Here is a 21,288-nt window from a genome sequence, read left to right as displayed (position 1 = left end):
ATCGCGCCCCTACTCCCCCGCGCTGTGCGGCGGCTAGCCGCCTTCGTCAAGCGGGCTGAACAGGTCGCCGAGCGGATCCTCGTCGGCGCGCAGGTCCGGATCGTCGTCCGGAACCGGCACCGAGAGGTCCTTGGAGAGCCGGCCTTCGATGAAGCCGGCGCCCTTCAATTCGTCGAGCCCGGGCAGGTCGTCGATGCGGTCGAGCCCGAAATGGTCGAGGAAGCCCTTCGTGGTGCCAAAGGTCACCGGCCGCCCGGGCGAGCGGCGGCGGCCGCGCAGCCGCACCCAGCCGGCCTCGAGCAGGATGTCGAGCGTGCCCTTGGCCGTGGCGACCCCGCGGATCTCCTCGATCTCGGCCCGCGTCACCGGCTGGTGGTAGGCGATGATCGACAGGATCTCGAGCGCGGCGCGCGAGAGCCTGCGCGGCGCCTCGGCCTCCGGCGCCAGCAGATAGGCAAGATCGGGCGCGGTGCGGAAGGCGAAGCCGCCGGCGACGCGCTTCAGCGTCACGCCGCGCATCGCATAGCTTTGCTCCAGCGCCGCCAGCACCTTCTCGATCGGCACATTGGCCGGCACCGACTTGGCGAGCTCCTCAGCCGAAAGCGGCGCGGTCGAAGCGAAGAGCAGCGCCTCCGCGATGCGGCAGGCGCGAGCCAGCGCCTCGGCGCCGTCCCAGCGCTCGTCGTCCTCGTCCCTCTGGGCTTCGGCCGGGGCCATGCGGATCAGATCCTCACAATCCCAGAGACGGCGGCCGGGACGAGCGCCGACGGACATAGAGCGGCGCGAAGGCGCCGTCCTGGCGCAGGTCGAGCACACCTTCCCGCACCATTTCGAGCATGGCCGAGAGCGAGGAAGCCTTCACCGTCGCCGTCATCGTCTCGGCCGGCATGCCATGGCTCTGCATGTACTGCGCGAGATAGCCGTCGATCGCCGTCCACTCACCGGCTTCGCCGACCAGCCGCGACAGCGCCTCGCGCGCCTCGACCAGCGAGAGCACCTGGCGGTGGCCGACACTCATCGGCGTGCGCATATGGCGCTGGCGCTGCTGCGCATAGGCGGCGAGCAGGTCGTAGAGCTCGGCCTCCCAGACCGGGCGCACCCCGGCGACCACCGCCTCCGGCGCCCCGCGCGCGAAGACGTCGCGGCCGAGCCGCTCGCGCACTGCCAGGCGCTGCGCCGCCGCCCGGATCGCTTCCAGCCGCTTCAGCCGCAAGGCGAGCGCGGTCGCAAGCTCGGCCGCACTCGGCTCCTCGCCCTTGGGAGGCTCCGGCAGGAGCAGGCGCGATTTCAGATAGGCGAGCCAGGCCGCCATCACGAGATAGTCGGCGGCGAGCTCGAGGCGCAGTTCCCGCGCCCGCTCGACGAAGGACAGATACTGCTCGGCCAGCGCCAGGATCGAGATCCGCGCCAGATCGACCTTCTGGCGCCGGGCGAGGTCGAGCAGCAAGTCGAGCGGCCCTTCATAGCCGTCGACGTCGATCAGGAACGCCGGCTCGTCCACCGCACGCTCGGGCGCGGCGCTCTCCTCGAAAGGCAGTTCAGCGGCCATCGGTGGCCCATCCCCATATCCGGCGAACGGCCTATCGCCGCGCCACAGCCCCGTGGGACAGGTTCGGCCTAACTTCCGCCCAAGGCAAGGGCGCTGGCGAGCTGGGCGCGTGCCGCGTCGACGTCGATCGGCTCCGGCTCATGGCGGATTCGCGCCAGCGCCATCGCCGCCCGCCGCGCCCGCTGTCCGGTCATCGCCGGCACCGCCCCGGCGACGGCGACCATCTCGTCCATGATGCCATGGCAATGCAGCACGACGTCGACACCGGCCCGGATCGCCGCCTTCGACTTCTCGGCGAAGCTGCCGGAAAGCGCCTTCATCGAGATGTCGTCGGTCATGATCAGCCCGTCGAAGCCGAGCTCGCCGCGCATCACCTCGCGGACGATCCGCCGCGAGGTCGTCGCCGGTTTGCGCGCGTCGAGGGCGGTGAACACGACATGCGCCGTCATCGCCAGCGGCATGTCGGCGAGATGGCGGAAGGGCGTAAAATCATGGGCGCGCAGCGCGTCGAGGCTGGCCTCGACCACCGGCAGGTCGTGATGGCTGTCGGCCTGCGCCCGGCCATGGCCGGGCATGTGCTTGATCACCGGCAGCACGCCGCCGGCGAGCAGGCCCTCGGCCGCCGCCCGGCCGAGCTTGGCCACCATCACGGGATCGCGCGCATAGGCGCGGTTGCCGATCACGTCATGGCTGCCGGCGACCGGCACGTCGAGTACCGGCAGGCAGTCGACATCGATGCCGACGCTTTTGAGGTCATGCGCCATCAGCCGCGCCGAGAGCCTGACGATCTCGCGCTGCTGCACGGGGTCGTTGATCGCGAGGAAGGCCAGCGCCGGCGGATAGGGCGGCCAGTGCGGCGGCCCCATGCGCTGTACCCGCCCGCCCTCCTGGTCGATCAGGATCGGCGCCTGCCAGCCGACGCATTCGCGCATCGAGGCGGTCAGCGCCGCGACCTGCGCCGGGTCCTGGGTGTTGCGTTTGAACAGGATGAAGCCCCAGGGCCGGGCGTCGCGGAAGAAGGCGCGCTCGTCTTGAGTGAGGCTCGTGCCGAGGCAGCCGGCGATGAAGGCGCGCGAGGTCATGCGACAGGCGTAGGAATGCCGGCCCTGCCGGTCAAGCGGGTGACGTCGTCGAATTGTGGGTTGGCGCTTGCGGCAGCCGCCTCCCGGCCTAGACTTTCGTCAGCCCCGTGACGCGAGACCGCATAGCCATGATCGACGAAGCCCCGCTGCTGACCATCCGCAAGACCTTCGAGCGCCCGCAGGCCAGCCTGATCGCAGCCTTGAAGGGCGCCCCGACGGCCCAGATATCCGACGCCATGCATGCCGGCGGCGCGATGGATTTCGCGATCAAGGCGCCGCCCGGACTGCCGGAATTCTTCATCGGTACCGCCCTCACCTGCGATTGCGGTCCCGGCGACAATCTCGCGGTCTGCGCGGCCGTCGCTTTGGCCGAGCCAGGCGACGTGATCGTCGCCGCGACCCACGGCTTCACCCAGGCCGGCATCATCGGCGATCTCCTGGCCGGCATGATGAAGAACCGCGAGGTCGCCGCCTTCGTCACCGACGGCGTCGTACGCGACATCGCCGATCTGCGCCGCATCGGCCTGCCGGTGTTCTCAAAGGGCGCGACGCCTTCCTCCGTGCACCGCTCGGGCCCCGGCACGGTCGGATTGCCCATCGTCTGCGGCGGCATCGCGATCGAATCGGGCGACATCCTGATCGGCGACCCCGACGGCGTCGTCGTAGTGCCGCATCGCCGCGCCGCCGAGATCGTCGAGCGGCTGAAGGTGGTGCGGACCAATGAGGGCGGGCTGCTCTCCGAGGTTACCGCCGGGCTCGACGCCCCGGGTTTCGTCATCGAATTGCTGGCGAGCAGCCGGGTACGCTATCTCGACTGAGCAGGCGCCAGCTGCGACCGGCTTGAATCAGATTGGCTGGATCCGGCCGCAAGCCATTGACCGAACAGCCGGATCAACGCGCCCGGAACGCGGGCGGCATTCGTTGGGAACCACTTCGTCATCCCGGCCGGGCCGCGCCCAGCCGGGATGACTGTATCGGGTCCGCCGCTCAGCGCAGCTGCGCCGCCGCCTGGGCGTTGAAGGCGTCGAAGGGCAGTTCGGCGACGCGGAACCAGAGCTGTTCCTTCTTCCAGTAGGGCAGGAAGGAATCCCAGAACGTCTTGAAGTTCGGGTTGCTGGCGGCAAGCTCGGCGTAGAGCGCGAAAGCCTCCTTGAAGGCCGCCTGCATCACGTCCTGCGGGAACGGGCGCAGCTCGGCGCCGGTGCCGACCAGGCGGATCAGCGCATCCGGGTTGCCATGGTCGTACTTGGCCATGCACAGCGCATTGGCCTCGGCACAGGCGGCCTCGACGATCGCGCGGTAATGCGCCGGCAGCGCGTTCCACTTGTCCATGTTGGCGATGAAGCTGACATTGGCGCAGCCTTCCCAGAAGCCCGGGTAGTAATAGTACTTCGCCACCTTCTGGAAGCCGAGCTTCTCGTCGTCATAGGGACCGGAGAACTCGGCCGCATCGAGCGTGCCACGCTCCAGCGCCGGATAGATGTCGCCGCCGCCGAGGGTCTGCGGCACCACGCCGAGCTTCGACATGATCCGGCCGCCGAGGCCGGCGATGCGGAACTTCAGGCCCTGGAGATCGGCGACCGATTTGATCTCCTTGCGGAACCAGCCGCCCATCTGCGCCCCGGTATTGCCGGAGGGGATGGTGTGGATGTTGAACTTCTTCATGAAGTCGCGGCAAAGCTCGAGCCCGCCGCCGGCATAGAGCCAGGCGTTCTGCTGGCGGGTGTTCATGCCGAAAGGCAGCGAGGTCTCGAAGGCGAAGGCGGTGTCCTTGCCGATATAGAAGCTCGCCAGGGTGTGGCTGCATTCGACCGTGCCGTTCTGCACCGCGTCGAGCGCCTGGAGCGCCGGCACGATCTCGCCGGCGGCGAAGGTCTGGATCTGGAACTGGCCATCGGTCGCCTCGGCGACGCGCTTGGCGACCTGGGTCGAGATGCCGAACAGCGTGTCGAGGCTCTTCGGATAGCTCGAGGTCAGACGCCAGCTGACCTTCGGCATCGACTGGGCCACTGCCGGAGCGGCGATGGCGGCGCTGGCGGCGGCACCCGCGCCAGCCGACTTGATGAATTTGCGGCGGTCCATGGCTTTCCTCTTGCTTGCGAGCTTTCACGCCTCTCGGGCGGCACTGCTCGTCAGGGTAGCGCGACGCTACCGCTACCGCCCTAGCGGCAAAACGGCACGGCCGGAAGGGCCGCATGCGCCGTAGACGGAGCGGAAAGCGGGATCGGTTGCGCCTGAAACCGCACGATCCACGAGAAAATTTCGAGAAAGCGCTCGCCGGATGGCAGAACGCACACGGCTTTCAAGCGATCTGCCGAATGGCCGAAGCGGTGCGCAAGCGCCGGCATGCATGGCCGCCGGCGACCGACGGAGACGGCTACGGGCTCCGATACCCGATCGTGAAGGATGCCATCCAACCAGCTGAATCGATTCGGGTTCAGCGCTCGACGCTCCTTGCGAGCAGCCCTGCCGCCAGCATGGCGAGGCGGCAGACCGCGCGCGTGCCGAGCCCGCCGACATCCTGCTGCGGCACGAACTCGACGATGTTGAAGCCGATGATCGGCGCGCGCTCGGCGACGCCGTTCAGCAGGTCGACGACATCGCCGAATCCGAGCCCGCCAGGCGCCCTGCCGAGCACGCCCGGCACCACCGAGGGATCGAAGCCGTCGACATCGAAGCAGACCACGACCGGACGATCGGCAGGCACGCATTGCACGGCGTGAGCGATGCCCCTGGCCCTGAGCGTGCGCATGTCGATCAATTGCGCCCCGGCGGCCCGCGCATCGGCAACCTCGGCCTCGCGGGCGCTGCCGATGCCATGCGCACCGACCTGGACGATCGCCTTGACGCCGGAAAGCTCGGAGGCCCGCCGCATCGTGCTCGACAGCCCGAAGCGCTCGCCCTCGACCTCCTCGCGCCAGTCGATATGCGCATCGACCTGCAGGACGCTGATCTCGCCGCGGGCGGCGAAGGCGCGCAGCGCGGGAATCTGCACACTGTCGTCGCCGCCCAGCAGCAGGGGTGCAGTCCCTCGTGCCAGCAGGCTCGTATAGACGGCCTCGATCCGCGCCGGTTCCCGGCGAGATCGGCCGGGTCGAAAGCGATGTCGCCGCAATCGACCAGCCTGTCCCGCTCCCGGAGCAGCGGGCCGCCCAGATCGAAATCATAGTGCCCGCGCCGCACCGCCTGGGGCGCGCTCGCGGCCCGAATCGCGCCCGGTGCCGCGGCGCTGTGAGGCGAGCCGGATCGGTAGGGCGTCGCCCCGGGGATGCCGATCACCGCGACAGAGCCGGGCGAGACCGCATCGTAATGAACGGCCTCGCCGCCGAGGAAGACGGCATCATCGGCGGGCCGGGAGATCGGATCGAGAGACATGACGGAAGACCGCGGAGCTGGAAGGACGAGGCCCCAGCCTGCCCCGCGGCGAACGCCGGAGGCAAGCACGCCGGGGCCCCTCGCCCTGGCCCGTCATGCATGGCGGCAAATGGAAACGCCGGCCGCGAATGTCGCGGCCGGCGCTGATAAAATGACGGCGATGCCGCCAGATCCGCTATGGCGGGCTCAGTTCTTGGCGATGAAGCACTGCCCGCCGGCGGCCTGGAGCGCGGTGCACATCGTCGCGGCATCCTCGCGCGAATAGGGACCGACGCGCAGGCGATAGACGGTCTTGCCTCCGGCGAGTTCGGTCTTGCGCACGATCGGGCTCTGGCCGCTGAGCTGGGTCGGGTATTTGCGCTGCAGAGCCGCGAAAGTCGCGCGCGCCTCGGCCTCGCTGCCCGGCGCCGCCAGCTGCACGGCGAATCCGCCATTGGCGTCGGCGCGAGGCGCGGCCGGCGCGGCGCTGGTCGGCGCAACCGGATCGAGCGCAGCCGTGCGGGTCCGCGGCGGCGGCGTGACGGCCGCCGGCGACGTCGTCGGCGCGGCGGCACGATCCTGCACCTTGGCGGCATCGACCGTCGGCGTCGCCGCCGCACGGCTGACAGGCGCGGAGCCCGTCACCATCGGCTGCGGCGCGGGGGCTGCCGCGCCATTGCCCGCCGGCGGAACCGGGGTGCCATCCGGGCGGATCGCGACGGTGCGGACCTTGCGCGGCTCGCCCAGGCCCGGCACGGGCGGAACCGCGATCAGCCCCGGCTCGCCGGAAGCGAGCGCCGCGCTGGTCGTGTCGGACGAACCCGGGCGAGAAGGCATGGAGCGCGCCGCCTGCTGGACATCGACCGGCTGCTCCTCGCGGCTGACCACCTTGGTCTCGGCCGCGGGGGTCTCGCCGGAGCGCTCATAGATCTGCTTGTTCTGATTGGGAATCTCGGCGCCGCCGGGATTGACCGGAGCGACCTTCGTCGGCGCGGCGTCGGCGCTGATCACCGGCGGCTGGCCATCGGCTCCGACCGTCGGGCGCGAGCCGCGGAAGGTCATGGCGAGGCCGACGCCGGCAACGGTGACGGCGATCACGGCAGCAGCCGCCCACAACCCCTTGCGCGAACGCGGCTGGGCATATTGGCGCGCATCCTCCTCGGCCTGCTGCGGCTGGGCATAATCCTCGGGCAACGCCCGGTCGTAACCGACCGGGTAGCCCTGCTGCACCGCCTCGTCGAGATCGCGGGGCTCCTCAGGCACATAGGCGTGCGCGCCGGCCTCCACCTGCGGCACATAGCCATGCTGCGAGGCGGCCGGCTGGTCATACTCGGCATAGCCGGCTTCAGGATACGCGGTTTCCTGGCGGTGCGCCTGCTCATGAAACTGCGCCTGCACGGGCACCATCGGGGCCGCGGGAGCCCTTCCAGGCTCAGTCCGGCGCAGCAGAGCCTCGAACTCGTCCAGGGCGCCCATCAACTCGGCCGGAGGCTGCGCGGCCTCGGCCGGAGCCTGGCTTGCGGGTGCCGGGTGGAAAGAAGGCTCGACGCGGGCCGTCGCCGGCCAATGCGCCGGAGCCTCGGCCACTGGCCGGACGGGAGCTGCCGCCGGAGCCGCGACTGGCGCGGCAACAGGCGCAGCCGGGCGGCCGCTGAACAATTCCTTGAGCGGATCGTCCTGGCCGACGAGCCTGGTCAACTCCATCAGCGGATCGTTCGCCGAGCCCGGCTTCTGCGGCTGGGCCGCGCCGCGGAGCTGGCGCTCGAGGTCATCCAGATCGAGGGCGAAACGGTTTCTAGCTGGCTCGCTCATGACGTGATCCATTCCAGCGCGCTGCCAGCGCCATCAAAGAACGGCGGCAGCGCGCGGTCAATCTGACGAAAGCCCGGCCAGCCTGCCTTCCGGCACGCCCAACCAATCCCGCTCCCGCATCGATCCCGGCAGACGCTGGCCGGATCTTCTGATCCGCAGGGCGCCCGAGGCGACGGGGACAGACCCGTCAGCGCATCTCTTCCGGCGCCGCCACACCGACGACCGCCAGACCGGAAGCAAGGACGCTGCGCACCGCATGCACGAACGCCAATCTTGCTGCGGTCGACTTTCGATCAGTTTGATTAACGAACCGTAATTGCGCCGAGTCTTTGCCCTTGTTCCAGAGCGAGTGGAAGGCGCTCGCCAGTTCGTGGACGAAAAAGGCGACACGATGAGGCTCGTGTGACGAAGCCGCGGCATCGATCATCCTCGGATAGGCGGCGATCATCTTGACGATGCCGATCTCCGACTCGTCGGTGAGCAGCCCGAGATCGGCCTGCGCCAGCGCCTGCGGCGAGAGATCGAGGTCCGGGAAGGCTTCCTTCGCCTGACGGAAGATCGAGGCGCAGCGCGCATGGGCATACTGGACGTAGAAGACCGGATTGTCCTTCGACTGCTCGACGACCTTGGCGAGGTCGAAGTCGAGCGTCGCGTCGTTCTTGCGGAAGATCATCATGAAGCGCACCGCGTCGCGGCCGACCTCGTCGATGACCTCGCGCAGGGTGACGAAGTCGCCGGAGCGCTTCGACATCCGGACCTGCTCGCCATTGCGCAGCAGCCGCACGAGCTGGCAGAGCTTGACGTCGAGCGCGCCCTCCCCGCTCGTCACCGCCTTCACCGCCGCCTGCATGCGCTTGACATAGCCGCCATGGTCGGCGCCCCAGACGTCGATCATCTCGGCGAAGCCGCGCGTGAACTTCGAGCGGTGATAGGCGATGTCGTTGGCGAAATAGGTGTAGCTGCCATCCGACTTCAGCAGCGGCCGGTCGACATCGTCGCCGAATTTGGTGGCGCGGAACAGGGTCTGCTCGCGATCCTCCCAGTCCTCGTCCTTCTGGCCTTTCGGCGGCGGCAGGCGGCCCTCATAGATCAGGTCTCGGGCCCGCAGGTCCTCGATCGTCTGGTGCACGGCATCGGCATTGCCGTCCCGGCCCTGCAGCGAGCGCTCCGAGAAGAAGACCTCGTGAACGACGCCGAGCGCGGCGAGATCGTCGCGGATCATCGCCATCATGCCGTCGATGGCCGCCTGGCGCACGGTCGGCAGCCAGTCCCATTCGGCCTTGCCGAGCAGCGCCGGCCCGTGCTCGCGCGCCAGCGCCTCGCCGACCGCGACGAGATAATCGCCGGGATAGAGCCCTTCGGGGATCGCACCGATCTCCTCGCCCAGCGCCTCGCGATAACGCAGGAAGGCCGAGCGGGCGAGAACGTCGACCTGCGCGCCGGCGTCGTTGATGTAGTATTCGCGAGTGATATCGTGACCGGCGAAAGCGAGCAATGCCGACAAGGCATCGCCGAAGACCGCGCCGCGGCCATGGCCGACATGCATCGGCCCGGTCGGATTCGCCGAGACATATTCGACGTTGATCTTCGGCTCAGGCTTCGGCCGGCCGCGACCATGCTCGGTTCCGGCGAGCACCGCCGATTTCAGAACCGCGGTGAACACGGCGGGCTGCAGCGTAATGTTGATGAAGCCCGGCCCGGCGATCTCGGCCTTGAGGACATCCGCGTCCTTGGCGAGTTCGGCGACGATCAGCTCGGCGAGCGCGCGCGGCGCCATGCCGGCCTCCTTGGCGAGCACCATGGCTGCGTTGATCGCAAGATCGCCATGGGCCGGATCCTTCGTCGGCTCGACCACGACCCGCGCCAGCGAAAGCCCGGCGGGGATGCGGCCGGCCTCCGCCATTCCGGAGAGGATGGCGGCGAGGCGCGCGGAGAAAGTCTCGAAAATATTCATGGCGACCAGCGATTTTCGACGGAGATTGATGGATTTCGAAGGATTGACCGGCCCGGCCCTATCGCAGCGACGGAGTGGCGTCAAACAGCCGGCGATGCTCGCCGAGCGCGTAGGAGTCGGTCATCCCGGCGATATAGTCGGCGATCCGGCGGGCCCGGCGGGCCTCGTCGAGCGTCGCGCAGTCCGCCGACCATTCGCCCGGCATCGCCTCCGGCGTGGCGTTGAACCTGTCGAACAGGTCGCGCACCACATCGGCCGCCTGCTGGCGGATCACCTTGATGCGCGGGTGGCGATACATGTTCGGATAGAGGAAGCCCTTGATCGCCTTGTCGGCCGCCGCGATCCGCTCGGAGAAGGCGACGACCGGCGCCCCGGCCCGGCGGATCGCATCGACATCGGCCGGAGCGAGCGCCGCGATCAGAGCCTCGGAATGGCCGATCACGTCCTCGACGAAGCGGGTGATGACACGGCGCACCAGCTCGTTGGTGGCGCGCGGCTTTTCGAGCCCTGGATGCAGCCTCTCGATCTCGTCGAGCAATCCGGCGAGGAAGGGCACCGCGCGCAGTTCCGCGAGCTCGAACATGCCGGCGCGCAGCCCGTCATCGATGTCATGGGCGTTGTAGGCGATGTCGTCGGCGAGCGCCGCCGCCTGCGCCTCGGCCGAGGCGTGCGTGGCGAGCCAGAGATCCTGCTTGGCCTGGTATTCGACGATCGCCGCCGGGATGCCCGTCGCGGCATAGCGCGGCACCGGCCGGCCATCGGCTTCGACCAGCGGGCCGTTGTGCTTGACCAGCCCCTCGAGCGTCTCCCAGGTCAGGTTCAGCCCGTCGAAGCCGGCATAGCGCCGCTCCAGCCGCGTCACGATCCGCAGGGTCTGGGCATTGTGATCGAAGCCGCCGAAATCCTTCATGCATTCGTCGAGCGCATCCTCGCCGGTATGGCCGAAGGGCGTGTGGCCGAGGTCGTGCGCCAGCGCCAGCGCCTCGGCGAGGTCCTCGTCGAGGCCGAGCGCCCGGGCGAGCGCGCGGGCGATCTGAGCCACCTCGATCGAATGGGTCAGCCGGGTGCGGAAATGATCGCCCTCATGCGAGACGAAGACCTGGGTCTTGTGCTTCAGCCGACGGAAGGCGGTGGAATGGATGATGCGGTCACGGTCGCGCTGGAAGGGGTTACGCGTCGCTGAACCCGGCTCCTCGACCAGCCGGCCACGGCTCGTGGCGGTCCGGCAGGCATAGACGGCGCGCCAGCGATCGCCCGGCTCGCGCGGCGGATGAAGCGGATCTTGTGCTGGCGCCATGTTCGCTCGCTCGATGTTCGCTCGCTGCTTGGCTGCCCACCGGTGGAGGCGGCTTGAACGGGCGCAGGCTGGCCATTACCTTTGCGGGCGAGGCAGGAGCAAGGATGTTCTGCGCATGACGACCGCAATCGAGGCCAATCCGCGCGCGATCTCGCTGACCGACAAGGCGGCGGGGCGCATTGTCGCGGTCATGGCCAAGGAGCCGCCGGGCTCGATGCTGCGTGTCAGCGTCGCCGGCGGCGGCTGCTCGGGTTTCCAATATGTCTTCGACATCGACCAGGAGAAGGCGCCGGGCGACATCGTGATCGAGCGCAGCGGCGCGACCGTGCTCATCGACGAGACCTCGGTCGACCTGCTGGAAGGCTGCACGATCGATTTCGTCGACGACCTCGTCGGCCAGTCGTTCAAGATCACCAATCCGAACGCCACCGCCTCCTGCGGTTGCGGCACGTCCTTCGCGCTCTAAAGTCCGGTCAGTTCGGCAGCACGACCTGCCGGAAGGCGCGCAGCAGATCGGAATCGAGCTTGCCGGTCATGGCCGCCAGGGTACCGTAGGCCTGCTCGGGCGCCATCGGCGCCTTGTAGGAGCGCCGCTCGATCAGCGCCGCATAGACGTCGCAAATGGTGATCATCCGCACCAGATCGGAGATCTCGTCGGCACGCAGGCCGCGCGGGTAGCCGGAACCGTCGAGATATTCGTGATGGCTATAGGCGGCGTCGACGATCTCGCGCTCGAATCCGCCCTGCCTGCGCAGCATCTCGTAGCCGACCCGCGGATGCTCGCGCACGATCCGCATCTCTTCCGCCGTCAGCGCGCCCGGCTTGTGCAGGATGGCGAGCGGGATGCGCGCTTTGCCGACATCGTGCAGAAGCGCCGCTCCGGTCACCAGCCGGCGCGCAGTTTCGGGAAAGCTGAGCCGCTCCGCGAAGGCAGCGGCGAGGCCGGCGACCAGCAGGCAATGCTGATAGGTGGCATCGTCATGGCTCCAGACCATGTCGAGCCAGGCGCCGAGATCGCGCTGGTCGGCGGCGCGATTGATCGCCTCGATGCCGCCATCGAGCGCCGCCGGGGACAGAGCATCGCCCCTCGCCGCCCGCTCCAGCATGTCGGCTACGACGACCGAGGCCGCGACGAATTGCTGCTGGACCGGCTGCGAATCCCCGGCCCCATTGAGCATCCGGCCAACCTCGCCGAGCAGAACCTTGGCCGGCGCATCGGCCGAGAGCACGGCACTGGCGCCAATCGCATTGGCCTGCACGGCCGTCCGTGGCGAGGGGTCGCGCAGCAGGCACAGGAACGGAGTTCCGGCACTTCTATGGCTGGCGAGCGTGCGCCGTACCGCCTCGACCGAGGCACGGTTGGACAGGTCGACATCGCTGATCAGCAAATGCCGCGACGCCGGCCGCACCGCCACCGGCCGGTTCAGGTCGACCACGGCGCAAGGTCCCCACAGCGACAGCAGCCGGTCGAGCTTGTGAGATTGTTCTGGGCGGTCGGTGATCAGTAGCACGGTGATCGGCATATCCTCGCAACGAGATCACCTTTGCCACGGTTCCCTGAGACCGGATGAAACGGAATCGCTCAAATTTTTCGTTTCGCCTCGAAAAATCCGAGCCGAGCGAAATCCCTCATGACCGCAGGGCCTGTCTGCGCATCGCGTTCGCCTCGGCATATTGCAGCAGCAGATCGAGATCCTCGCGGGCGATGTCGAGGGAATCGCCCATCTGCGCCAGGGCCTCATCGATGTCAGAGGGGCTGAACGTCCCCGGCGGCTCCGGCTGAGGCGGCGCATGGCCGGCCGTCATGTGACGATGCGGATAGCTGCGGCGCGTGAGGCCGTGGAAGGCTACGCCGAGCGCGACCAGCGAGAGCGAGCACAGCCCGACCGGCACGAAGGGGAATAACAGCCCCCACTCCATGACGACCGGCCCGCCGAGCACGGCGGTGAGCGCGACTGCGCCACCTGGCGGGTGCAGCGAGCGCGTCAGTGACATCGCCGCGATGGCGAGCGCGACGGCCAGCGCAGCCGCGATCGTCAGGTCAGGCACGGCCCAGCCGGCGGCGAGCCCCACGAAGGCGGAGATCACGTTGCCACCGATCACCGGCCAGGGCTGCGCAAGCGGACTCGCCGGTACCACGAAGACCAGGACCGCCGAAGCCCCGATCGGCGCCAGGACGAGCGGTGCATGGACGGGGAAGGCAAAGCCGGCCGCGGCGGTGAGCGCGATCGCGGCAAACACGCCGGCGCAGGCCGCGGTGCGCTCGGCCAATGTCGCGCCAGCCAGGATCGGGTGGAACAGCTTCACGGCCGGCTCTCCGGAGCAGCCCTCCCGACCAGCCGGTCGCGCGAGGCAGCCCCCATTTCAGTATCGGGCCGCCTCTATAATATACATTGCGCACAACTCAACGGAAATTTAGATATTTCACATAAATTTACGTCAATTAACCGGCCGTGCTGCCGTGCATGTCCGGCACGCAACAAAAAAGGCGCCCGAAGGCGCCCTTCCGAGAGATTTTTCTTCTCAATGCGAGCTGGGTGGCCCGCCCTGCTCGAGCCTGATCTCGGCGGCCATCAGCCCCTTCGGCCCCGGCCCATAGCGAACCAGAACCGTCTGGCCGGGGATCAGCTCGACGATGCCGTAGCGGCGCAGCGTCTCCATATGGACGAAGATGTCGGGCGCGCCCTCGCCGGCCGAGACGAAGCCGAAGCCGCGCAGCCGGTTGAACCATTTCACCACCATGCGCTCGAGCCCGCTGGTCGGTGTCACCGTGGCATTGGTGCGCGGCATCGGCATTTCCGCCGGATGACGCCCGGCGGAGGTGTCGATCGAGAGCACCCGGATCGCCTGGCGACCACGCGCCTTCGCGACCACTTCGAGAACGATGCGCGCGCCTTCGGCGATGGCGTTGAAGCCGTCGCGCTTCAGAATCGTGACATGGACGAGGATGTCGCTGCCGCCATCTTCCGGCACGACGAAGCCGTAGCCCTTGCTGACGTCGAACCATTTGACGTAGCCCGCCAGCTCGACGCCTGCATCGACGAAGCCAGCCTCGGGGCCGTCGAGCCGCACGACCCGGTTGAGCGATTGGATCGGTCCGAGTGGGGGCCTCCCACCATCGCCGTACTCGTCGGACATGTGCCGCTCATCTCCGATGCGAAATCTGATTCGTCTTGCGACGATAGCACCGCAGCGGACTCGCGAAACAGCGCCAACCCTTTCATCCACATGATCGAGGCCGAAAATATACTGGGATGGCCGCCCTCGGGCCGGCCTTCGCCCCTATGGTCGACGGCTCGCCCGGACTCCGCCGCGACAGGCGAAATGCCGGCGCGATGCAGGGCCAGGCTCGTGATCGCAGGCCGACAGCCACCCGCATCGTCGGGGCTGCGCGCGGGCCGTCACGACAAGAAACGTTGGGTAAGCCCAGGTTAAGCGCGGCTGCCTATGGTGTGCCCACGTGGCTCCGGGTGGCCGCTGTGAAACGGCTCCAAGCGGGATGAGCAGGATGTACAAGCAGCAGATTTGGGATCAGGTGCGGTCGCAGGCGGATGTGACGCCCTCGATCTACGGAGCCGTGGACTTCGATGCCCTGCCTGAGCGCTTCGCCGGCGCGGCCAGCGATCCCAACGAGCTGCGAACCGCCACCGAGGCCGAGCGCGCGCAGCTTCTGGCCGATGACGGCCTGATGACACTGGTCCGCGCCTACACCTTCATGGGCGACCGCGTGGCCGATCCCTATGCCGCCCTGATGCCGGAACATGGCTTCAAGCGGCTGATCGAGATGCTCGACCAGGCCTGCCGGCACGGCATCGATTCCGTCCCTGACGCCCCGCCGCAACTGCGCGACTTCATCGCGGCGATGGAGACCGTCCCCGACTGGCTCGACATGGCCCTGGTCGAGGAAGGCGCGCGCATCGAACGCGCACCCATGGCGATCATGAGCCCGATCGCCATCCGCGCCGCCTTCATCGCGACCTTCATGAACCGTTATGCGGCACTGCCGATGGCGCTGACAGGGACTCTCTCCAACGAAAGCGCCGCAAGGCGCGTCAAGGAGACGGCGACGTTCTTCGCGACCTCGGTGCTGCCCGGAGCGCTCGCCCGTGGCGGCGAGGGCTTCCGCGCGGCGGCGATGGTCCGTCTGATGCATTCGATGGTGCGCTTCAACGCCATGCGCAAGGGCCGCTGGGACGTCTCGGTCTACGGTATCCCGATCCCGCAGGTCGACCAGATGCCGGCCGGTCTCATCGGGGTCACCATGATGTCGGCCGCGATTCTGCGTGAGGGCCGCAGCGAGTTCACGCCGGAGGAACGCGCCCGCGTCGAGCTCAGCCGCTACCGCTGCTATCTGCTCGGCCTGCCCGAGGCGCTGCTGGGGACGACGCCGAAGGAGATCGTGACGCTGATGGCCGCGGGCCTTGCGACATTGCGCTCAGGCTTCGACGACGAGACCTGCGGCAGCCTGCTGCGCGCGACGATCGGCGCCTATCTCCCGGCGGACGAGTCCCTCCCGTCACGCATTTTCGACCGCGTCGAGAAAGGCTTCTCGAAGGTGTTCTTCGTCAAGAACTATGCCGGCGGGGACAAGGCGAAGGCTGCGAGCATGGGCGTGGTTCCCGACACGCTGGACAAGGCCTGCTACGGCATCGCCGCGGCGGTCGCAGGCAGCCGCATGCTGGCCTACAAGCTGGCCATGAACGTCCCGATGCTCTCGGCTGCAGTGGATCGGCGTCTCGTCGCGATCATCCGCAAGCAGCTCGCCGCCTGGGGGCATGCCCATTTCACGACGGATGCATCGGCCTATCGACCGAATGCGCCCTCCGCACCGCATCCGACGCCTGGCCAGCCGGCAAGCGACCAGCCCGCCTCCACGGCCGCGACACGCAGGTCGAGCTGAGCGGGCGGCGCCGCGGACGCCGCGTGCCGGCCGCGGCCGTTCAGTTCGCCAGCCGCGCCAGCGCCACACCGATCTCAGCCCGCACCACGAGATCGGCGATCGGGTCGAGATCGGTCGGCTCGCGGTTGAGGATCACGAGCTTGGCGCCGTTGCGCTTGGCAACGACCGGAAAGCTCGCCGCCGGGAACACGACCAGCGACGAGCCGGCGACGAGATAGAGATCGGCCGAAAGCGTCATCTCATGGGCGCGCAGCATCTGCCGCTGCGGCATCTGCTGACCGAAGGAGATCGTCGCGGCCTTCACCACGCCGCCGCACATCGTGCAGTCCGGCGGCTCGTCCGAGGCTTCGAATTCCCGCCGGATCGCCGCGAGTTCATGGCGCCAGCCGCAGCTCAGGCAGGTCGCGTAGGTACCGTTTCCGTGCAGCTCGATCACCGCCTCCTCGGCGATGCCCGAGGCCTGGTGCAGCCCGTCGATATTCTGGGTGATCACACCGGGCGAGCGCCCTTCCGCGACCAGCGTCGCCAGCGCGCGATGGCCGCGATTGGGCCTGGCGTCCGGGCAATGATCGTCCATGGCGAACTTGCGCCGCCAGGCCTCGACCCTGGCCTCGCGGCTGTGGACGAACACATCGAACGGGATCGGCTTGTTGATCATCCAGGGCGAGCCCGGCGAACGGAAATCGGGCACGCCCGATTCGGTCGAGATGCCGGCGCCGGTGAAGGGCACGATCACCCGGGCGCGGTCGAGCATCGCATGCAGTTCCCCGATCGCGTCCTGTGTCTCTTCATCCATGCCGCCGGGCTCCGGATCGTCATTGCTTTCCGACGAATATGGCGGTGTGCGTCCCGCGCTCCAAGACCGCCGGGTCGTGGGCGTTGACGGCAGGCCGTCGCCGCCGCAAAGCTCGGCCATGCCTTCGCCGTCCCCCACCCCGCTGAACCCCGATCTCATCGACACCGCGACCCCGCCGATTCCCGAGGCGCAGGGCTGGGCACGAGCCTATGACGGCCGCAGCGGCCCGCTGATCGACCTGTCGCAGGCCGTGCCGGGCTCACCACCGCCCGCGGCGCTGCTGGAGCGCCTCGCCGAGGCGGCCGGCCGGCCCGACCAGACCCGCTACGGCGCCATCACCGGCGACCTTGCCTTGCGCGAGGCCTATGCCGCCGAGACCAGCGCCTTCTATGGCGCGCCGATCTCGCCGGAGGAGATCGCGATCACGGCCGGCTGCAACCAGGCATATGTCGTGACGATGATGGCGGTGGCCCGGGCCGGCGACAATGTGCTGCTGCCGACGCCCTGGTACTTCAATCATGAGATGACGCTGAACATGCTCGGCGTCGAGCCGCGCCCGCTGCCCTGCGATCCCGCACAGGCCTTCGTGCCCGATATCGCGACCGCCGAGAGCCTGATCGACGAGCGCACCCGCGCCATCGTGCTGGTGACCCCGAACAACCCGACCGGCGCGGTCTATCCGCCTGCCACCATCGCCGCCTTCGCCGCGCTCTGCCGCCGGCGCAAGATCTGGCTCGTACTCGACGAGACCTATCGCGATTTCCTGCCGGACGGGGCTGGCCGCTCGCATGAGCTCTTCGCCGCAAGCGACTGGCGTGATTCGCTGATCGGCCTCTACAGCTTCTCCAAGGCCTATGCGGTTCCCGGCTGGCGGCTCGGCGCGATCACCGCCGGCACCGATGTGCTGGCGCAGATCGGCAAGGTGCTCGACTGCATCCAGATCAGCCCTGTCCGGGCCGGTCAGGGCGCCATCGCCTGGGGCATCGACGGCATCCGTGCCTGGCGCGAGGCCAACCGCAGCGAGATCAACGCACGCGCCGTGCTGTTCCGCAGGACGATGGCGCCGCTCAACGGCTGGAGCGTCCTCGCAGCCGGCGCCTATTTCGCCTATCTCGCCCATCCCTTCGAAGCTGTTCCCGCAGCCGAGGTCGTCCGCCGCCTGGTGCAGGAGCGCGGCGTGCTCGCTTTGCCCGGCCCTTATTTCGGCCCCGGACAGGAGCGACATCTGCGCATCGCCATCGCCAATGTCGGTGCAGACCGGCTCGGCGAGCTCGGCGACAGGCTGCAGGGCTTTTCGCTCTGACGACAGGGAGATCGTTGATGTCGTGGAAGAACCGCGGAGCCGGGCGCCTGCTCGTCGCCGCCCTGCTCTGCGCCCCCGCCGCGGCCGGCGCCCAGGGGCGAGCGTCCGAGGGCGATTCCTCGCCGGCCTACAAGGCCTGCATGGACAAATCCGGCGGCGTCACCGTCGCCATGCTCGACTGCGGCAGCGCCGAATATGTCAGGCTCGACGCGGCCCTCAACGCCGCCTATCGCGCGGCGACGAACGGGCTCGAACCGGCGCAGCGCAACCTGCTACGCGACGCCCAGCGCGCCTGGCTCGCCTATCGCGATTCCAGCTGCTCCTTCATGTCCCGGCTCGGCGACCGCGGCACCATGGCCGCGCTCGCCGATCAGAGCTGCCTGATGCAGGTCACGGCCGAACGCACGCGCTGGCTCAAGGACCTCGCCCCGCTCTGAGGGCTCAGCCCTTCACTGCCGGGCAGCGGCTTTCCGAGAGCGGCCAGGCCGTTTCGGACGGCTCGATCTTGCGAACGATCTCGAAATAGTCCCACGGCCCCTTCGAATCCGCCGGCTTCTTGACCCGCGCGAGATACATCTCGCGCAGCACACGGCCATCGGCGCGGATCGTCGCGTCCTTGGTGAAGGCGTCGTTGATCGGCATGGCCCGCATCGCGGCAGCAACCTTGTCGGGATCGTCAGTGCCGGCCTGCTTCACCGCCTTGAGATAATGCAGCACCGAGCCGTAGACGCCGGCATGCAGCATGGAAGGCATCATCCCGGCCTTTTCGAGGAACTGCTTCGACCAGGCCCGCGAGGGCTCGTCGAGATCCCAATAGGAAGCGGTCGTGAGATAGGTGCCCTGCGTCGCCTTGAGGCCAAGGCTGTGGACGTCTTGCAGGAAGAAGATCAGCGCAGCGAGGTTCTGCCCCTGCTCCGCCAGCCCGAACTCGCCGGCCTGCTTGATCGCGTTGACGGTGTCGTTGCCGGCATTGGCGATACCGACGACCTTGGCGCCGGAGGACTGCGCCCGCAGCAGGAAGGAGGAGAAATCGGCATTGTTCAGCGGGTGCCGCACCGAGCCGACGACCTTGCCGCCATTGGCCTCGACGACATCGGTCGCGTCCTTCTGCAACTGATGGCCGAAGGCATAATCGGAGGCCAGCATGAACCAGGAGGTGCCGCCGGCCTTGACCACGGCCGAGGCGGTGCCGCGCGCCACGCCATAGGTGTCGTAGGTCCAGTGGAAGCCATAGGGCGAGCACTGCTCATTGCTCAGCGCCGTCGTGCCGGCGCCGGAATACATCACGATCCGCTTATTCTCGCGGGCGAGCGACTGCAGCGCCAGCGCCACCGCCGAATTGGGAACGTCGACGACGGCGTCGACCTTGTCGACGTCGAACCATTGCCGGGCGATCGAGGTGCCGACATCGGCCTTGTGCTGATGGTCGGCGGCGACGATCTGGATCGGCTTGCCGAGCGCGGTCGCGCCGAATTCCTTCAGCGCCAGCTCGGCCGCGATCACCGAGCCCTTGCCGCCGATGTCGGCAGTGACCCCGCCCATATCGGTCAGCACGCCGATCTTCACGACATCGTCGCTGACCTGCGCCAGCGCCGACAGATTGGCGAGCGCCAGCATGGCGCCGCCCAACAGAAGCGACCGCATCACATTCCTCCCGATCTCGTTGTCCCGCCGGCTGCGACGTGCGCCGGCGCTCTTCGCGTCAAAGACCCTTGGCCTCCAGCCAGGCGACGATCAGGGCCGCGATCTCGTCGCTGTTGTCCTCGCACATCGGCATATGGCCGTTGCCGGTGATGCCGCGCTCCGGCAGCCAGACGAATTCGGCGCCGAGATAGCGGGCCGTCGCTTCGTCGACCGCGCGCGGATGGCGCGGGTCGCTGTCGCCGGTGACGATCAGGATCGGATGGGCCGAAAGCGCCGCGGGATCCCCGATCCGCAAGCCCTTGCCACCGATATTGAAGCGCTCGTTCATCAGTCGGGCGCTCTCGGGCACGATCGAGCGCCGATAGGCCTCGAAGGCCTGTTTCGGGAAGCGCTCGGAGTTGGCCCAGTAGGCCCGCATGAACTCGGGCGGGATGAAGAGCGGCCTGTCTTCCTCGACGCGGACCGGACAGCCCAGGCTCTCATCGTCCCTGAGCTTCGCCACCGCCTCGGCATCGTCGGGCAGCACAGGCAGGAGATTGGCCGGACCGCCCGGCGCGACACCGACGATTCCCGCGACCGCCCGCGGCGCCTGTTCGGCAATCCACCAGGCCATCGGCCCGCTCGCCGAATGCACCAGCAGCACCGCCGGCCCGACCTCATCGAGCAGACGCATCAACGCGGTGGCGATCTCCACTGTCGAAAGCGTCGCGAAATCCGGGCGCATCGGCGAGCGGCCATGGCCCGGCCAGTCCGGCACGAAGACCTCGCGGCCGGAGGCGGCGAAGGCATGCGCCCAGCCGGGCCGGCCGTCGGGGGTGGTCAGATAGCAGGCGCCGGTATGGCCGCCGCCATGGACGAGCACGATGGGCAGGCGCCCGGCCCCGGCCGCACCGAGCCGGTCGACATAGATCGGATGGGCATCGCTACCCGAATAGAAGCATTGCCGTTGCAGCGCGCGCGAAAGCGCCTGCCGCCCTGTGGCACCAGCCTGGTCCATCGCCTCCTCCCGGCGCGGCAAGGCCGTGCCATCTGTTGCCGAGGATGCTAGGACCGGCTCATGGCGCGCGCAACAAAAAAGTCCAATGTGAGACTAATTCAACAGGACGAGTCCGCCGGGCTGGACGCCGTGCAGCGGCGCGCCATCCTGGACGGGACCGCGATCCCGACCGCCTACAAGATCGGCTACGTCCTGAACTTCTATCGCGAGCCCTCCTTCCGCATGATCGAAACGGAGTTCGGGCTGACCCGGCCCGAGATCGTCATCCTGATCTTCCTGACCGTGCGCGACGGCGCGAGCGCGAGCGAGTTCTGCGAGTTCTCCGGCCATCTCAAGGCGAGCGTCAGCCGCGCCGTGATCCTGCTCGACAAGAAGAAGCTGATCCGCCGGGAGCCCGATCCGGCCGACAACCGCCGCCAGCTGCTCTACCTCACCCCCGAGGGCCGGGCGCTCTACGAGCGCTACATCCCGATGCTGCAGGCGCGGGAGGCGGCAATGCTCGCCTGCCTCGATCCCGGCGAACGGGCGCAGCTCGGCAAGCTGCTCGACAAGCTCGCGACCCATGTCCCTGAATGGGGCTCCGCCTCCGATCTCTGAGCG

Annotated in this window: 20 protein-coding genes; 6 read left to right on the top strand and 14 right to left on the bottom strand. The window is 68.4% G+C overall.

All coding sequences use genetic code 11. From position 1 onward, the window contains the following. Window positions 1-33: 33 nt before the first annotated feature. The 3 genes from scpB to nagZ all read right to left on the bottom strand — a co-directional run bounded on the left by scpB (window position 34) and on the right by nagZ (window position 2,631). Window positions 34-717: an SMC-Scp complex subunit ScpB gene (gene scpB / locus J0J10_RS21200; RefSeq protein WP_291648939.1), complete on the bottom strand. Its 684-nt coding sequence runs from the start codon at window positions 715-717 to the stop codon at window positions 34-36. A 13-nt stretch (window positions 718-730) separates the two neighbouring features. Next, on the bottom strand, window positions 731-1,549 hold the full coding sequence (locus J0J10_RS21195; protein WP_291648938.1) for a segregation and condensation protein A: 819 nt from the start codon (window positions 1,547-1,549) through the stop codon (window positions 731-733). Between the two features lie 68 nt (window positions 1,550-1,617). Next, window positions 1,618-2,631: a beta-N-acetylhexosaminidase gene (nagZ, locus tag J0J10_RS21190; protein WP_291648937.1), complete on the bottom strand. Its 1,014-nt coding sequence runs from the start codon at window positions 2,629-2,631 to the stop codon at window positions 1,618-1,620. Between the two features lie 128 nt (window positions 2,632-2,759). Between nagZ and J0J10_RS21185 the strand changes: the two genes are divergently transcribed. Next, a complete protein-coding gene (locus tag J0J10_RS21185) occupies window positions 2,760-3,449 on the top strand; it encodes an RraA family protein (RefSeq protein ID WP_291648936.1) in 690 nt (229 codons plus the stop codon). Window positions 3,450-3,618: 169 nt separating this feature from the next. Here the strand turns inward: J0J10_RS21185 and J0J10_RS21180 are convergent, their stop codons facing one another. From J0J10_RS21180 to J0J10_RS21160, 5 genes are all read right to left on the bottom strand, one after another. Continuing rightward, window positions 3,619-4,713 (bottom strand): TRAP transporter substrate-binding protein, encoded by a 1,095-nt coding sequence (locus J0J10_RS21180; RefSeq protein ID WP_291648935.1) that lies wholly within the window; start codon window positions 4,711-4,713, stop codon window positions 3,619-3,621. Between the two features lie 355 nt (window positions 4,714-5,068). Next, window positions 5,069-5,746, bottom strand: coding sequence for an arginase family protein (locus J0J10_RS21175; protein WP_291648933.1), 678 nt, complete (start codon window positions 5,744-5,746; stop codon window positions 5,069-5,071). A gap of 446 nt (window positions 5,747-6,192) precedes the next feature. Beyond that, window positions 6,193-7,797, bottom strand: a complete 1,605-nt coding sequence (locus J0J10_RS21170; protein ID WP_291648930.1) for an SPOR domain-containing protein — start codon at window positions 7,795-7,797, stop codon at window positions 6,193-6,195. Window positions 7,798-7,984: 187 nt separating this feature from the next. Next, the gene (gene argS / locus J0J10_RS21165; RefSeq protein WP_291648928.1) at window positions 7,985-9,751 is read right to left on the bottom strand and encodes an arginine--tRNA ligase; all 1,767 of its coding nucleotides are present in this window, start codon (window positions 9,749-9,751) and stop codon (window positions 7,985-7,987) included. 58 nt (window positions 9,752-9,809) lie between these two features. Next, window positions 9,810-11,048, bottom strand: coding sequence for a deoxyguanosinetriphosphate triphosphohydrolase (locus tag J0J10_RS21160; RefSeq protein ID WP_291648926.1), 1,239 nt, complete (start codon window positions 11,046-11,048; stop codon window positions 9,810-9,812). 115 nt (window positions 11,049-11,163) lie between these two features. Between J0J10_RS21160 and J0J10_RS21155 the strand changes: the two genes are divergently transcribed. After that, the gene (locus tag J0J10_RS21155) at window positions 11,164-11,514 is read left to right on the top strand and encodes a HesB/IscA family protein (protein ID WP_291638707.1); all 351 of its coding nucleotides are present in this window, start codon (window positions 11,164-11,166) and stop codon (window positions 11,512-11,514) included. A gap of 7 nt (window positions 11,515-11,521) precedes the next feature. Here the strand turns inward: J0J10_RS21155 and J0J10_RS21150 are convergent, their stop codons facing one another. The 3 genes from J0J10_RS21150 to J0J10_RS21140 all read right to left on the bottom strand — a co-directional run bounded on the left by J0J10_RS21150 (window position 11,522) and on the right by J0J10_RS21140 (window position 14,186). Continuing rightward, window positions 11,522-12,559, bottom strand: coding sequence for an HD-GYP domain-containing protein (locus J0J10_RS21150; protein WP_291648924.1), 1,038 nt, complete (start codon window positions 12,557-12,559; stop codon window positions 11,522-11,524). Window positions 12,560-12,677: 118 nt separating this feature from the next. After that, window positions 12,678-13,355, bottom strand: a complete 678-nt coding sequence (locus J0J10_RS21145; RefSeq protein WP_291648922.1) for an HPP family protein — start codon at window positions 13,353-13,355, stop codon at window positions 12,678-12,680. A 216-nt stretch (window positions 13,356-13,571) separates the two neighbouring features. Beyond that, window positions 13,572-14,186, bottom strand: coding sequence for a cold-shock protein (locus J0J10_RS21140; protein WP_291638704.1), 615 nt, complete (start codon window positions 14,184-14,186; stop codon window positions 13,572-13,574). 370 nt (window positions 14,187-14,556) lie between these two features. Between J0J10_RS21140 and J0J10_RS21135 the strand changes: the two genes are divergently transcribed. Beyond that, window positions 14,557-15,948: an oxygenase MpaB family protein gene (locus J0J10_RS21135; RefSeq protein ID WP_291648920.1), complete on the top strand. Its 1,392-nt coding sequence runs from the start codon at window positions 14,557-14,559 to the stop codon at window positions 15,946-15,948. A 40-nt stretch (window positions 15,949-15,988) separates the two neighbouring features. On the opposite strand, the gene J0J10_RS21130 is transcribed toward J0J10_RS21135, so the two are convergent. Beyond that, entirely contained in the window at window positions 15,989-16,744 is a 756-nt protein-coding gene (locus J0J10_RS21130; RefSeq protein WP_291648918.1) for an SIR2 family NAD-dependent protein deacylase, read from the bottom strand. 118 nt (window positions 16,745-16,862) lie between these two features. On the opposite strand from J0J10_RS21130, the gene J0J10_RS21125 reads away from it, so the two are divergent. Both J0J10_RS21125 and J0J10_RS21120 read left to right on the top strand, forming a co-directional pair. Next, window positions 16,863-18,047: an aminotransferase gene (locus J0J10_RS21125; RefSeq protein ID WP_291648917.1), complete on the top strand. Its 1,185-nt coding sequence runs from the start codon at window positions 16,863-16,865 to the stop codon at window positions 18,045-18,047. 17 nt (window positions 18,048-18,064) lie between these two features. Then, window positions 18,065-18,484, top strand: a complete 420-nt coding sequence (locus tag J0J10_RS21120; RefSeq protein ID WP_291648915.1) for a lysozyme inhibitor LprI family protein — start codon at window positions 18,065-18,067, stop codon at window positions 18,482-18,484. A 4-nt stretch (window positions 18,485-18,488) separates the two neighbouring features. Here the strand turns inward: J0J10_RS21120 and J0J10_RS21115 are convergent, their stop codons facing one another. Beyond that, on the bottom strand, window positions 18,489-19,691 hold the full coding sequence (locus tag J0J10_RS21115; protein ID WP_291648913.1) for an ABC transporter substrate-binding protein: 1,203 nt from the start codon (window positions 19,689-19,691) through the stop codon (window positions 18,489-18,491). A 58-nt stretch (window positions 19,692-19,749) separates the two neighbouring features. Next, window positions 19,750-20,688, bottom strand: coding sequence for an alpha/beta fold hydrolase (locus J0J10_RS21110; RefSeq protein ID WP_291648911.1), 939 nt, complete (start codon window positions 20,686-20,688; stop codon window positions 19,750-19,752). An 87-nt stretch (window positions 20,689-20,775) separates the two neighbouring features. Here J0J10_RS21110 and J0J10_RS21105 point away from each other — a divergent pair, with 87 nt between their 5' ends. Beyond that, entirely contained in the window at window positions 20,776-21,285 is a 510-nt protein-coding gene (locus J0J10_RS21105; protein WP_291648909.1) for a MarR family winged helix-turn-helix transcriptional regulator, read from the top strand. Window positions 21,286-21,288: the final 3 nt, after the last annotated feature.

It is taken from the genome of Allobosea sp., from assembly GCF_017308075.1.
Classification (GTDB): Bacteria; Pseudomonadota; Alphaproteobacteria; order Rhizobiales; family Beijerinckiaceae; genus Allobosea.
Note: the sequence above shows the minus strand (reverse complement) of the source record. Positions and strands in the feature narration are given on the sequence as shown.